At 48.1% G+C, this 13,799-nt stretch carries 11 protein-coding genes, 1 tRNA gene and 1 other RNA gene; 8 read left to right on the top strand and 5 right to left on the bottom strand.

The genetic code is table 11. The features are described 5' to 3' along the window. Positions 1-48: 48 nt before the first annotated feature. Positions 49-2,523, bottom strand: coding sequence for a DNA polymerase III subunit gamma and tau (locus tag ACN083_RS08165; protein WP_419102350.1), 2,475 nt, complete (start codon positions 2,521-2,523; stop codon positions 49-51). Between the two features lie 121 nt (positions 2,524-2,644). Continuing rightward, positions 2,645-2,741, bottom strand: an RNA gene (gene ffs, locus ACN083_RS08170) — signal recognition particle sRNA small type. 174 nt (positions 2,742-2,915) lie between these two features. Between ffs and ACN083_RS08175 the strand changes: the two genes are divergently transcribed. Both ACN083_RS08175 and ACN083_RS08180 read left to right on the top strand, forming a co-directional pair. Beyond that, positions 2,916-3,003 (top strand) — tRNA-Ser (locus tag ACN083_RS08175). A gap of 764 nt (positions 3,004-3,767) precedes the next feature. Further along, positions 3,768-4,370, top strand: a complete 603-nt coding sequence (locus ACN083_RS08180; protein ID WP_419102351.1) for a hypothetical protein — start codon at positions 3,768-3,770, stop codon at positions 4,368-4,370. Positions 4,371-4,488: 118 nt separating this feature from the next. Here ACN083_RS08180 and ACN083_RS08185 read toward each other — a convergent pair whose 3' ends face one another. Further along, complete coding sequence (locus tag ACN083_RS08185) at positions 4,489-5,154, bottom strand: TetR/AcrR family transcriptional regulator (protein ID WP_419102352.1); 666 nt, start codon at positions 5,152-5,154, stop codon at positions 4,489-4,491. A gap of 150 nt (positions 5,155-5,304) precedes the next feature. Between ACN083_RS08185 and ACN083_RS08190 the strand changes: the two genes are divergently transcribed. The 6 genes from ACN083_RS08190 (at position 5,305) to ykgO (ending at position 11,739) form a co-directional block, all read left to right on the top strand. Continuing rightward, the gene (locus ACN083_RS08190) at positions 5,305-6,108 is read left to right on the top strand and encodes a hydroxymethylpyrimidine/phosphomethylpyrimidine kinase (RefSeq protein ID WP_419102353.1); all 804 of its coding nucleotides are present in this window, start codon (positions 5,305-5,307) and stop codon (positions 6,106-6,108) included. A 241-nt stretch (positions 6,109-6,349) separates the two neighbouring features. Then, complete coding sequence (locus ACN083_RS08195; protein ID WP_419102354.1) at positions 6,350-7,042, top strand: queuosine precursor transporter; 693 nt, start codon at positions 6,350-6,352, stop codon at positions 7,040-7,042. Positions 7,043-7,195: 153 nt separating this feature from the next. Then, positions 7,196-8,626, top strand: a complete 1,431-nt coding sequence (locus ACN083_RS08200) for an amino acid permease (protein ID WP_419102355.1) — start codon at positions 7,196-7,198, stop codon at positions 8,624-8,626. 268 nt (positions 8,627-8,894) lie between these two features. After that, positions 8,895-10,265 (top strand): amino acid permease, encoded by a 1,371-nt coding sequence (locus ACN083_RS08205; RefSeq protein ID WP_419102399.1) that lies wholly within the window; start codon positions 8,895-8,897, stop codon positions 10,263-10,265. Positions 10,266-10,481: 216 nt separating this feature from the next. Then, positions 10,482-11,582: a GTP-binding protein gene (locus ACN083_RS08210; RefSeq protein WP_419102356.1), complete on the top strand. Its 1,101-nt coding sequence runs from the start codon at positions 10,482-10,484 to the stop codon at positions 11,580-11,582. Between the two features lie 34 nt (positions 11,583-11,616). Further along, positions 11,617-11,739, top strand: coding sequence for a type B 50S ribosomal protein L36 (ykgO, locus tag ACN083_RS08215; RefSeq protein ID WP_419102357.1), 123 nt, complete (start codon positions 11,617-11,619; stop codon positions 11,737-11,739). 99 nt (positions 11,740-11,838) lie between these two features. Here ykgO and ACN083_RS08220 read toward each other — a convergent pair whose 3' ends face one another. Both ACN083_RS08220 and tgt read right to left on the bottom strand, forming a co-directional pair. Beyond that, positions 11,839-12,336 carry a hypothetical protein gene (locus ACN083_RS08220; RefSeq protein ID WP_419102358.1) on the bottom strand — a complete coding sequence of 166 codons (498 nt, stop codon included), beginning with the start codon at positions 12,334-12,336 and terminating at the stop codon, positions 11,839-11,841. A 32-nt stretch (positions 12,337-12,368) separates the two neighbouring features. Further along, positions 12,369-13,673: a tRNA guanosine(34) transglycosylase Tgt gene (gene tgt, locus ACN083_RS08225; protein WP_419102400.1), complete on the bottom strand. Its 1,305-nt coding sequence runs from the start codon at positions 13,671-13,673 to the stop codon at positions 12,369-12,371. Positions 13,674-13,799 lie beyond the last annotated feature (126 nt).

Below are 13,799 nucleotides of genomic sequence, written 5' to 3' on the forward strand. Positions count from 1 at the left end.
GAGATAGCTCCTTATATATGGGTAGAACACGAATAGAAAAGTACGTGTTTAGTGTTTGATGTTGTCGATGACAACTCCACCAAGAATTTTTTCAACGGCTCGTTGCCCAATGAGCATGATTTTCTCTAACGGTTCATCTTCATCCGAGGGGACAAAATCTTCTTCTACGAGATTCTTATCCGAATTCTCTTCAGCTTTTTCGTGTACGGAGCGGTTTCCTTCGGCTACTTCTTTAGCGTATTTTTCGCGGAAGCTTGGTGCTGTGTCTTCGTGTTTTTCGCCGTCGTTTTCTACGTTTTGAGTTTCGTCCTCAGCTTCTTCTGGTTGTTCTGGTGCAACCGAGATATCTGGGCGTTTCCAGTGCTGTGAGGTGGGATGATTTTCTCGTGAGGAATTGTGCAGAGATGGTGCTTGTCCATCAATCACACGTAAGTGTGGGTGTTCTTCTGCATCGTATTCGTCTGCCTCATCAGTTAGTTCGTGCTCGTTCTCGGCACTGTCGTTGTGCGTTATCTCTGCTAGTTCTGGTTCTTCATCTGGGTCTGGTACGGGGCTAAGAACTGTTGTTTTCGGGTGTTCTGGCGTTGAAGATTCTGTTGTTTGTTCTTCGTCGGGGTGCGACGGTACAGGAGCTACTTCCCAGTCGGTAACGGGCGCATTCCAATTTTCGGGGCTAAATTCTGGGGCTTTTCCTGTATGAGGTTGTAGGTGTTCGTTCCACTGTTGCTGTGCTTGTGCTGGTTGTTCAGTGGTAGGTTCTTGTGGCTGTTCCGTTGTAACGGTGTGGGAGGGCTGGGGTGATGGCGCGTTTTGTGGTGCAGTTTTGAGGACTTTTGCATGAATTTCGCAACGGGCACCGAAGACTTTAAAGAGGGCATTTTTGAGGAGGGGGAGAAACTCTTTAACGCCTCGTAATGTTTGGATATCAGCTTCGATATAGAGTGCGTTGTTGGTGAAATCGCAGGGGTTACAGTGGCTAAATCTTTCTTGCGCTTGGCTTTCGGGTATGGCTTCGAGAACTTCTTTCCATCGTGTGGTGATGGCGTTGAGAAGTGCTGCTCCTGTGAGTGGCACGTAGGGGGTGTTTGCTGTGTGGGAAGATGAGGTATCCTCGGCAGCGGGCTGAGCGGGCTGAGCGGGCTGAGCGGGCTGAGCGGGCTGAGCGGGCTGAGCGGGCTGAGCGGGCTGAGCGGGCTGAGCGGGCTGAGCGGGCTGAGCGGGCTGAGCGGGCTGAGCGGAAGCCAACGGCGGAGCAGATAAGGGCGGACGACTCATCGATTGAGCGCCCTGCTCACTCGCAGATAACGAATGCTCTGCGCGAGCTGTAGAACGACTAGCATCGTCCTCGTTCTCTTCAACAAGAGAACGCACACGACGCTCAAGGCGATCTAAACGTGCGCCGACAGCGCCAATAGACTTCTCAGAAGCCGGCAAAAGAATACGAGCACATAACAACTCCAAATGAAGCTGAGGTGATGTCGCACCACTCATCTCGTTGAGCGCATGGCTAGTAACATCGGCTGCCCGTGAAAGCTCTGCGGCACCAAAAGCCGAGGCCTGCTGGCGTAGACGTTCAACCTGATCTGCGCTCATATTCTGAAGTATGCTTTCAACAGACCCGTGAACCGCCTGAATGATAATCAAATCACGTAAACGCTCTAGCAAATCTTCAACAAAACGACGAGGGTCTTGTCCCGTTTGAATAACGCGGTCTACTGAACGGAATACTTCGGAAGCATTTGCCTGAGCAAAAGCGAAAATAACGTCGTCTAAAAGTCCGCTATGGGTAAAGCCTAATAAAGATGTAGCGACATCATAGGAAATATGCTGTTGCTGAGAACCAGCCATCAACTGATCAAGGATAGATAGACTATCGCGAACAGACCCACCACCGGCACGAACCACCAGTGGGATAACGCCGTCTTCAACCTGCACGTTTTCTTCTTGGCACAGTTGCAATAGGTAGGAAGAAAGAGTGCTTGGGGGAACAAGCCTAAAAGGGTAGTGATGGGTGCGAGAACGAATTGTTCCGAGAACTTTATTCGGTTCGGTCGTCGCAAAAATAAATTTAATGTGCTCTGGTGGTTCTTCAACGATTTTAAGAAGAGCGTTAAACCCTTCGCGAGTGACCATGTGGGCTTCGTCAATGATGAAGATTTTATAGCGGTCACGAACCGGTGCGAAAGTTGCTCGTTCGCGTAAATCTCGAGCATGGTCGACGCCACCATGTGAGGCGGCGTCCATTTCAATGACGTCTAGGGATCCTCCGCCGTGGCGAGAAAGCTCTTTACACGAATCGCAGACTCCACAAGGCGTGGGTGTTGGGCCTTCTGCACAGTTGAGGCAGCGCGCGAGGATACGAGCAGACGTTGTTTTGCCACAACCGCGTGGACCTGAGAATAGGTAAGCATGATTGACACGGTTATTGGTTAGTGCTGCAATGAGTGGTTCGGTGACGTGTTCCTGACCGATAACCTCGTTAAAGGATTCTGGGCGGTAACGGCGATAAAGTGCAGTGCTCACAGCTCAACCCTATACATTCGTGCAATAAAAAAGAATCTTGCACCCTAGTCTAATGAATAGGTCAGTGTTAAGGGTAATTTATCCACGCAGAGCAGAAGATGCTTTGTAAAGCTTGGCCATAAAAAAAGACCCCTTACGCACCCGTCAGAGCCCAGATACCCTTGCTGTCTTCCGACCCTGGGGGAGTTCTCCAAGATAACGCCACGTAAGAGGCTGATATAAAGCTTACCTCATAAAGTCATTGAAAGAAAGCTGACAAGGTGGTGAAGCGAAAAACAGTCAGTGGTGTAGCTAACGAAAAAGTTAGGGGCTAGGAATTGCGAACGTTTAAAAAGTGCGGTAGGCTTTTATCTGTTCGCTTACGTGAAGCTTGAGAAAGCTACGTAGCGTTTGGAGGATTCGCCTAGCGGCCTATGGCGCACGCCTGGAACGCGTGTTGGGTTAACGCCCTCGGGGGTTCAAATCCCCCATCCTCCGCCATAAAGCAATGGACTCATTACCATAAATGGTAATGAGTCCATTGCTTTAATATTTAGTTGCCGAGGAGTGTTTGCTCTCTAATCTATTGAGTTGCTCATAGAGGCTTAATCTCAGGTGGCCGATAGTTCTAAGTAAAGCTCTAATTCTTGGGTAGCATGTCTTTTTGTGTCTCATTTTGCGGACGAAAGCGAGTGCTTTGCGTAACATTTTTTGGTAGTTTCCAGAATTGTTCAAATTGCTGACGTCAAAGTTATCTGAGAATTTCCAACCATTTGTCTGATATTTTGGCAAAAGTGTCGGATAGACGAAAGGTGGCTTGTGGGCTATTTAGTCGACTTTTGTCCATTTCTGTGTCGGCTTTTAAGCTTTCCTGTTCAAGAGATTTTTTGATGTTTTGACGCCCTATTTTTTGTATATTTCAACTAGTAAATAGGATGTATTTTGTTGTGAATCTTTACTCAAAGAAACACTTGAAAATAGCAACGAGATATTGAAATTAAACTTTATGGATTTTCTTTTGGTGATAAGTTCGAGAAAACCAAAACTCCCGAAAATAAAAAGTGTCGTTTTTCTCAAATCTCAGAATTAGTGAGAGTTTCCTCTAGATAACTGAAAAAAGTATGGACTCTTTGCCGTTGCATTGAATTCTTATGTCGTTTATATTCTTGAACGGTTGCTTGGAGTTGTCTATGATTTTATCTGAGCTTCATTCTTGATGAATCCTCACTCTGGAAACCACACAATAATATAAGAAAAAGGTAATTATGACTGTCACTCGCCGTAATTTAGTTAAGTCCGCAGCGTGGGCTGCTCCAGTAGTTGTAGCTACTGCTGCTGTCCCCGCTTATGCAGCATCTCCTGGTAGCAACCCTAACCTCCGATGGTTTGGTACTTCTTCTGTCTCGCACGATGTTTATGATGGCTACCGTCCGCATATTACTAAGTCTGAGCGTGCTGATTTCGGTGTCGTATTCCAAAATGTTGAGCCTGGTGATACTTTCCAGGGTCTTCAGCAGACCTATTGGTTGCCTTACGACGGATTTACTTTTAGTGCACTTCCTGGCTCCAGTCCTAAATGGTCATTGTTGCAACGTGATTATACGAAATCTACCCAAGTTGTAGATCAGAACGGCGGAACACAGACTGTTTATCCTTACACAACTCGCTGGTTGGGTGGAGATAAAATCGCAGAAGAGGGCACTCCTGCTGGTGGAGGAACTTATAAACTTCCATGGTATGACTTTATGGCAAATGAGGGCGATGAGTCTCGTTGGTATGCTTACCGCTATGAAATTACTGCAGGAGTAAACAATGAAGGCTTGACTTCTAAATACGGAAGTCGAAATGGTCAAGGTTTTAAGCGATAAGATACAATGCTAATTATCGTTATATAAAATGGTGGTTTTCTAAAATACTTTTGGTATTTTAGAAAACCACCATTTGTATGAGGTGAGTAGAAGAATGTTCTACTCACCTCATATATTTTTAAGAAACAGCCACTAAATAAGGGTTCTTTCCATCCAGTCGTACAGGATTTCCGACCTCATCAAAGCGAGCGCCTAGGCCCATTTGAATAAAACGAATAGTTGAATCAATATGGCGCTGACGTGCCTTAGCGTCAGGTGTCTCGTCGGTGCGGTCTGCGCTAGAGGCAAGGGACCCGTGAATGAGGCGAGCCATCTCGCGGATATCGTTCTCTAGGATGTAGCCTTGGTCGATAGCTTCTTGAAGTATTTTTCCAAGAACAATCTGTAATGCGGATACGTGTTTACCGAGCTTTGCGAAAGATTCGGGGGAGAGTACTGAGCGCATTGCTGGTCCCGGTGGCATGTGGTGCAGGGAAAGGCGCTCAATTTCTAGGCGGATATATACTGCAAGTTTATCGATGGGGTTAGTAATGCCCTCAAGACCCTCGTTGAGATCGGAGAGGAACTTGTCTGTTTCGTCCATCGCGTATGCCACGAGTAATTCGCCCATATCTGCAAAATAGTTATAGACTGCGGTGCGTCCAATACCAGCGTTTTTTGCGACGTCGGTCATGGTGAGTCCGGGTAGTCCACGCATGTAGAGGAGTCGACCAAAAGAGTCGAGAATGGCACGTTTGGTGTTCTCGCGTTGTGCCGCGTTTGAGGCTGCAGAAATTCTAGGCATAACGCTACTGTATACTAACTTTGCTCAGATAGTGACAAAAACCGGAAAACTGTCAGCGTAATCTCAGAATGCAGAGTAGCTTGAATCACAAAAACACGGGTTTAGTGTAAAAAACGAGCGAATATCGCTACCACGCGGTACATTGACGCTATGACAAAACGACCCTACGCGTTAACCATCGCCGGTAACGAGGCAACCGGCGGAGCAGGCGCACAAGCAGACCTCAAAACATTCCAAGCCCTCGGCGTTTATGGTTCCCTCGCGCTTACCTGCATTGTCTCATTCGACCCTAAGAACGACTGGGCACATCGCTTCGTTCCCGTGAACGCTCAGACTGTGCACGACCAATTAGAAGTAGTGCACGCAACCTACAATCTTGACGCCGTGAAAATTGGAATGCTCGGCACCGTACCTACCATCGAAACAGTGGCACGCTTCCTTGAAGAACACACCCCTAAAAACCTCGTACTAGACCCCGTACTTATCTGTAAGGGACAAGAACCCGGTGCCGCATTAGATATTGACAACGCTCTTAAAGAAAAAATTCTACCGCTGGCAACTTTCGTCACCCCGAACCACTTTGAATCAATGAGCCTGTCTGGTATGGATTCCATCACCACCGTTAAAGAGCTAGAGCAAGCAGCGCGCATCATCCACGAAAAGTCTGGCGCAATAGTTCTGGCAAAAGGTTCTATCCGACTCGAAGGTGATAATGCAGTGGACGTCTACTATGACGGAAACACCCTCGAAGTATTAGAAACACCCAAAATTGATGATGGTGCAGTTGTCGCCGGTGCAGGTTGTACCCTTGCCGCTGCCATTACCGGCTACTTGGCGCAAGGAAAGACGCCCCTTGAAGCAGCACAACAGGCGAAAAAGTTTGTGAGTGCCGGTATCGCAGAACGCGTCCGTTCTAACGCGCCCTTTGATGCGCTCTACCAAATCAACCAATAGCACCATCCCTACACAATCTACGCTGTAACACTCTTGGAGTGTTTATGACAACGCGCAATATGAGGGTACATCGTAACTTCTGCGGTGACGAATACTATGTATGACCATAAAATTCGTCACCGCAGAAGTTTATCTTCTACCCTGAAGGCACTATACTTCTTCTAGAGAAAATGCCTGGGTGGCAGACGGGCAGCATATCTCAATGACACTCCCTACCTATTTAAGTTCAAGGAGCGACTTTATGCCCGCCACCGCCTCACAACAACACTATGCCCAGCCTTCTCGTACCTACTACGACCTATTACTGTGTGCCTCGGCTATTATTCTTATCCTCTCTAACATTGCTGCCACGAAAGGTGTTGCTTTCGGCAGTATCCTCACTGACGGCGGTTTCTTCCTCTTTCCCTTGGCTTACATTATTGGGGATGTTCTCTCCGAAATTTATGGTTTTGCGCGCACTCGCAGAGTCATTATTATCTCGTTTCTAGCGGCAGCTTTTGCAAGCCTTAGTTTCTGGATACTCATTAAACTTCCGAGTGCAGACTACTACGAGAACCAACAAGCCTTAGAAGCTGTGCTGGGTCCGGTGCCGTTGATTGTTGCTGGCTCTCTTGCTGGATACCTTATTGGCCAGCTACTGAACTCATGGGTTATGGTTGCCATGAAAAAACGTTTTGACGGTAAGTTCCTTGTCGGACGGCTTGTTGGATCTACCTTAGTAGGCGAACTTGCGGACACTATTATTTTCTGCACGGTTGCTACACCGATTCTTGGAATTAGTACTTTTGATAATTACCTCAACTATGTTCTTGTCGGCTATTTCTATAAATGTCTTGTTGAACTTGTGCTGATGCCCGTCACTGTTCCGGTGATTTCGTGGTTTAAGAAGAATGAGCCAACTTATCGGAGTATATCTGAGACGGCTTCTTCGTAGATTCGTGATGCTGTATAGAGAAGATAAGATGTGGCGCATCTAAAAGACCATAATCTGAACAAAACTCCGAAAGAGTGAGCCAAGAGCTGTAGCATATGTATCATCCAGTATGCATGTATATGCATTACCATCCACACCCATAAGGTACACCCCATGGCTTCTCAACAAGAACCCACCCCAGACGGCGGACTCGAACGCTCACTGAGCCACGGTCAAATGACCATGATTGCCCTCGGACTAGCCGTCGGCACAGGACTATTTCTCGGCTCTGGCGGAGCCATTGCCATTGCCGGCCCAGCCGTCATTATCTCCTATATGATTGGCTCACTCATTGCCGCAATCATCGGCGCTTGTGCCGGCGAAATGGCCGTACGCTATCCCGTTCGTGGTGGCTTTGGCACGCTCGCTGGAAAATTCCTCGGACCCTATGCCGGATACACTACGCGATGGGCATATTGGGCGACGACTGTACCTCTCACCGGCGCTGAACTTGTAGCCGTCGGACAATACATGACCTACTGGTACCCCACCGTACCCCTCTGGATATGGGTTGCCCTCTCAGGGGCAATCATTGTGGGGCTGAACCTCACGAGCGTTAAATCTTTTGGAACACTTGAATTCTTCCTTTCTTCCATCAAAGTTATTGCCGTAATCGTTTTCATCATCTTTGGCTTATTGCTGGTCTTTGTTGGTCTTCCATCAAGTCCCGCAGTTGGTGTTCAAAACCTCACCAACGATGGTGGATTCATGCCTAACGGATTATCCTCAATCTGGCTCGCTTTGGCTATCGTGATGTTCTCCTTTGGCGGTATCGAACTTATTTCTATCTCTGCTGCAGAGGCGAAAGACCCCGTGCGCTCAGTTCGAGCATCCGCAAAAGCGATGATGTGGCGTCTTGCAACGTTCTATGTACTAGCACTTTTCGTTGTCGTTTCTATCATTCCTTGGCGTGAAGCCTCATCCCTTCACGGAGAGATTGAGACCTCTCCTTTTGTACTCGTCTTCTCTCAACTGAACATCCCCTATATTGCGGGTATCACGAACTTTGTTGTTCTGATTGCTGCTCTTTCTGGAGCTAATGCCGCCCTTTACGCCGCAACACGGCAGCTTCACGCCTTGGGACACGATCGTATGGCGCCCGCAATTTTTGCGCGAACCACCTCGCAGGGTATTCCGGCACTTGCTTTAGGCGTTTCGATGCTTGGCTCTGTTGTTGCTATTGTGATGGCTATTTCTGGTGTTGGCGGTATTTTCTCGTTGATGATGGCTTTGGTCATTCTCTGCGTCCTTGTTACGTGGACGATGATTCTTCTGAGCTACATCAGCTTTAAACGCGTTGAGGGTAACAGTTCTCCATTCCGTGTATGGGGCGGTTCTGCAACTGCTTCACTAGGTCTAATTGGTGTTTTTGCAACCTTTTTAGCGCTTTTCTTCATTGGTAATATGACCACTTCTGCGATGGTTGGTGTTTGCTTCTTCGCCCTCATCACTGTGGTCTATTTTGCAGGTGTTCGCTCTCGTCAACACGTTGATGACACTGCTTTTGAAGAGGCTCGTTCACATGTTGAGCATTATCAAAACTAGTGGATAACACACTAGACGGTTCGCACCATATTGCACGGTTGATATGAACTATCGCGCATCATATGGTGCGAACCGTAACGTTTTTCTTCTCTTTTTGTTTATCTTCTTCATCTTTTTGAGGGTTCTGTCTATCTTTTGGTAGTTTTGAAAACTCTACGGAGGACGAGGAACTCTCGCATCATAAAGGATATATATTGTGGCAACTTCGGTGACTAGATCTACATTCGAAGATTCTCGAAACCTTAAGCGTTCTTTGACCCATGGTCAGATGACGATGATTGTGTTGGGCTCAGCATTAGGTACGGGGCTTTTCCTTGGCTCTGGTAGCGCTATTGCGTTAGCTGGTCCAGCAGTTATTCTCTCGTATGCTTGTGGCTCTTTGCTTGCTGCCATTATTGGCGGAGCAACGGGGGAGATGGCAGTTCATTCTCCGGTGCGTGGCGGTTTTGGGTCTATCGCTGGTAAGTATCTTGGGCCTTTCGCCGGATTTTTGACGCGTTGGGCTTATTGGACGTGCACCATGGTCATTACCGGTATTGAGCTCGTTGCGGTGGCCTCTTATCTGAAGTTCTGGTGGCCACAGCTTCCGTTATGGGTCGGTATTGTGGCCTTTGGTGCCCTAATTATCTTGTTGAACATTCGTTCTGTGCATTATTTTGGCGTGATGGAGTTTGCTTTATCGTCGGTGAAAGTGATTGCGCTGAGTGCCTTTATTCTGGTGGGTTTGTGCTTGGTGTTCTTCGGTCTGCCGGGGCATGCTGCTACGGGTATTGCGCATTTGAGTGATGACGGTGGTTTTATGCCGGGCGGTATTAAGTCTGTGTGGCTTTCGTTGGCGATTGTGATGTTTTCTTTTGGCGGTATTGAGATGATTTCTATTTCTGCTGCTGAAGCGAAAAATCCGGCTCGTTCGGTGCGTTCTTCTGCCAAAGCGATGATGTGGCGTCTTGCAACGTTTTATATTCTTTCGTTGTTTGTGGTTGTTTCGGTGATTCCTTGGCGTCAGGCTGCAACGTTTAATGGGGAAGTTGAGGGTTCACCTTTTGTGTTGGTGTTCTCTGAGCTGGGTATTCCTGCGATTGCGACGATTACTAATCTTGTGGTGTTGGTGGCTTCGCTTTCTGCGGCGAATGCAAATCTTTATGCGGGTACTCGTTTGATGCATTCTTTGGCTGCTGATTCTATGGCTCCTCGGATGATGTCTCGTACGAATCGTCAAGGTATTCCTGTTCGGGCGATGTGGCTTTCTACGCTGGGTGTTGTTTTAGCTATTCTTTTGGCAGTGTTTAAACCTGGTGATGCTTTTGGCACGATGATTACGCTGGTTATGGTGAGTGCTTTGACGGTGTGGGTGCTGATTCTTTTGGCGTATCTTGCGTTTAAACGTGTTGAAGGTAATTCGTCTGCGTTTCGTCTTTGGGGCGGTCGTGCGACGGGTGCTCTGGGAATTGTAGGACTTTGTGCCGTATGGTCTGCGCTTTTTGCTACTCAGGGGACGATTGCTCCTGCTACGGTTGGGGTTGCGTATTTTGTGGTTTTGACGATGGTGTATTTTGCGGTGGTACGTAAGGTTCATGTCGTGGATGAGAGTGCGTTTGAGGAGGCTCGGCGTGCTAGTGGGTCTTCTTCAGAGGCTTGATGTTTTATTAAAACTTTTTCTGCACAACTCTTGTATATGAGAATCGTTATCGTTTAGACTGTAGATATTAGAACGCGTGATCTTCTCATGCATTCAATGTCTGTGTGTTGCTCAAGGCCCCCGTCTCAAGGGGGTCTTGGCGTTTAATATCTCGTGTCGAACAACATGCTTCTTCTGAAGTTTACATGAGAACGATTCTCATTTATGCTTAGGTGTATGTCCATCACAGCTATCTCATCACTAAGCCATTGGGCACGAGACAACGCCCTCAATACCGCCCTCAAAGCGCTTAAAAACAACGCAGAGACCACGCCTACCATCCTCAGCTTCGACATCCTCGACCCCGAAGAAAACGCGCACCCCGAAAAAATCACCATACGAGTCACCCGAAACCACCACGAGACCACCAAAACCACCGACATCATCCTCAAAAGTAACTGCTCATCCTGCGCAACTACACTCCTCCTCTCCGACTGCCTACAACTATCAGATAACACAGAAGACATTCTCATCCTCCTACCACCAGGAGTATCCCTCAACACCGTCATCAACGTCGCAGAAAAACTAGAACACCACATACACAGCGCCATCCTCGCCCTCGACATCAGCACCATCGAAGACGAACTCTGGGACAACAAACCCCTCGAACAACGAGGCCTCAACGGCGGTTGCGAAGACGAACGAACCCCCGGAGAATTTATCATCACCGAAATCGCCTGGGCAGACACCGCCATCACCTCAGAAATACCCTTCACCCACAGCACCGACACCGAAAAACACCGCGCCCAAGAACTCCTCGCACACCTCGGAACACACCTAAAAATCATCTCCTGCACAGAAACAACACAACCCATCTGCGGATGCCACCAACGAGAAGACAGCATTCAACGAGCACAAGCCGGACACCTAGGAATCAACACCCAAGAACTCACCCCCATCACCAACAAAACCCCACAACACACACCTATCAACACCGCCATACGCACCGGAAAAAACTTCACCACCGTCGTCCTCACAACCTCCGGAATCCTCCACCACGACAGATTCGCCTCCGCACTACCACACCTAGCAGAAGGCAACTGCCGACTTCGCGGAACACTCTGCATCAACAGCTACGGTTCAGAACGTATCGCCATCGAAGGCATCGGCCCCTTCGTCTGGCTCGAACAACAAGGGCAATGGGAACAACAAGAACCACACAACACCATCGCCATCACCGGAGACGACCTCAACCCCACCGAACTCCAAGAACTTCTCAACCAGTGCATTATCACTGGAGAAGAAATAGCAGAAAACCTCCTCAACAGCACCAGCTAACGAGGAACCAACACCCACCCAGAAAAGGAAAAACATGAAAGTTCGTAAATCACTACGCTCACTCAAAAACCTACCCGGAGCACAAGTCGTCCGCAGACGCGGAAAAACCTACGTCATCAACAAGAAAAACCCACGATACAAAGCCCGCCAAGGCTAAAACCCCACCAAAAAGCCCCTGCTGTACCACCTCCAAAAGAACACCAACGAACCACGAGGACACAGCAGGGGCTTACCACCACCTAAAAATAGGCGACAACTACGAAGAAAGAACCTCCTCCAACTTCGTCAAAGAACCCTTCCAGGTAGCAGCCACATCATCATGAACCTGCTCCGGCAACGGACCTACCTCAATCTTCACCGTAATACCTTCACCAACACCAGAAGACGTAATCACCGTACCCGGAACAAAACCAATACGAATACCCATCAAATGATCCGTCGGCTCACCCATCGGCCCAGCAATAGACTCCACCAGCTCCAAACCCTCAAGAGAAATCGACTCAAAACGAAGATACACCGGAGCAAAAACATTCAGCTCAGACTCATGCTTCATCGCCAACTGAACACGCCCACCACGCTGAGGCTCAAAAGTCACCGTATCCGGCTGAACTGACCAACCACGCGGCGGATACCACTGCAAAAAGAGATCACGCGAAGTAAACGCAGCCAACAACTCATCAGAACTGACCACAAAATCATGAGAAACACTCACAACCTCATTCTCAGAAACATGATCTAACGGAAAACCCGACACAAAACCTCCAAAAATCAAAAAAAGAATAAACCCTACTCAGGGCGACGATCAGAATAATAATTACCGAGAAACTCATCACGATACGCAAAATAATCACCCTGATTAATCGCCTCACGAGCATCATCAACCATCTTCACAATAAAACGCTCATTATGGATAGACGCCAACGTCGCAGACAAACGCTCCTCAGCCTTAAACAAATGATGAAGATACGCACGAGTGTAATGACCGCAGGTATAACAATCGCAACCCTCAAAAATCGGACGAAAATCAGTCTTAAAACGAGCATTCGTCAAATTCATACGCCCATCAGGGGTATACACCGCAGAATTACGGGCAACACGAGTCGGCGAAACACAGTCAAAAGTATCAACACCATTCTCAATACCGGTAAAAATATCGTCCGGCTCAGAAATACCCAAAAGATGACGAGGCTTATTCTCCGGCAACTCCTCAGTACACCAGCGAACAATCGTCCCCAAATTCTCTTTTTCTAAAGCGCCACCAATACCAAAACCATCAAACGACATCGCACCTAAATCACGACAAGCCTGCCGACGTAAATCCTCATACTGGGCGCCCTGAATAACACCAAATAAAGCCTGATACGGCTTATCAGAACGCTCAACCGTCAAACGCTCATGCTCAGCAATACAACGCAAAGCCCACAAACGAGTACGCTCTAACGCCTCCTCCTGATAACGACGAGAATTATAAAGCGTCGTCAACTCATCAAAAGCAAACATAATGTCAGCACCAATTTTATGCTGAACCTGCATCGACACCTCAGGCGTAAACCGGTGCATACTGCCATTAATATGAGACTTAAAATTAACGCCATCATCATCAACATGCGCCATACGCTCACGCCCACGAGCAACATCATCATCACCCAACGGGCGCCCATCAACACCGCGAGCCTGCTCAACGGTGCCCATATCAATCACCTTTTTGAACCCAGAACCTAGGCTCATCACCTGAAAACCACCAGAATCGGTAAACGTTGGACCCGACCAATTCATAAAACGACCAAGACCACCAGCAGCATCAAGAACATCAGGCCCCGGCTGCAAATACAAGTGATACGCATTCGCCAAAAGAGCCTGCGAACCAAGCTCCTTCATCGCCTCAGGCAAAACAGCCTTAACCGTTGCCTTCGTCCCCACCGGAGTAAAAGCAGGAGTTTGAATATCACCATGAGGAGTATGAATCACACCAGTTCTACCGCGAAACTCACCACCATTAGCAGTAGTACGTTCAGCAGAAATCTGCTCACGCTCGGCAAGACGCTCACCCAGCTCAAAAGAAAATGTTGGATTAGAAAAATCAGTATTCAGCACGGACACTAGTCTACTCGGTCGCCAGCTACAGACTCCATGACATCCGCACCTGCACACGCTAAGCCGTGCTAACTCACACTCCCCACATCAGACACCAGCACATAACCCTGCTAGGCTTGTTCA

It is taken from the genome of Rothia sp. CCM 9418, from assembly GCF_048512825.1.
Taxonomy (GTDB): domain Bacteria; phylum Actinomycetota; class Actinomycetes; order Actinomycetales; family Micrococcaceae; genus Rothia.

Coding starts and splice junctions, on each gene's coding strand:
- ACN083_RS08180 (WP_419102351.1), top strand. CDS start 3,768: ATGACTGTCACTCGCCGTAATTTAGTTAAGTCCGCAGCGTGGGCTGCT.
- ACN083_RS08185 (WP_419102352.1), bottom strand. CDS start 5,154: ATGCCTAGAATTTCTGCAGCCTCAAACGCGGCACAACGCGAGAACACC.
- ACN083_RS08190 (WP_419102353.1), top strand. CDS start 5,305: ATGACAAAACGACCCTACGCGTTAACCATCGCCGGTAACGAGGCAACC.
- ACN083_RS08195 (WP_419102354.1), top strand. CDS start 6,350: ATGCCCGCCACCGCCTCACAACAACACTATGCCCAGCCTTCTCGTACC.
- ACN083_RS08200 (WP_419102355.1), top strand. CDS start 7,196: ATGGCTTCTCAACAAGAACCCACCCCAGACGGCGGACTCGAACGCTCA.
- ACN083_RS08205 (WP_419102399.1), top strand. CDS start 8,895: ATGACGATGATTGTGTTGGGCTCAGCATTAGGTACGGGGCTTTTCCTT.
- ACN083_RS08210 (WP_419102356.1), top strand. CDS start 10,482: ATGTCCATCACAGCTATCTCATCACTAAGCCATTGGGCACGAGACAAC.
- ykgO (WP_419102357.1), top strand. CDS start 11,617: ATGAAAGTTCGTAAATCACTACGCTCACTCAAAAACCTACCCGGAGCA.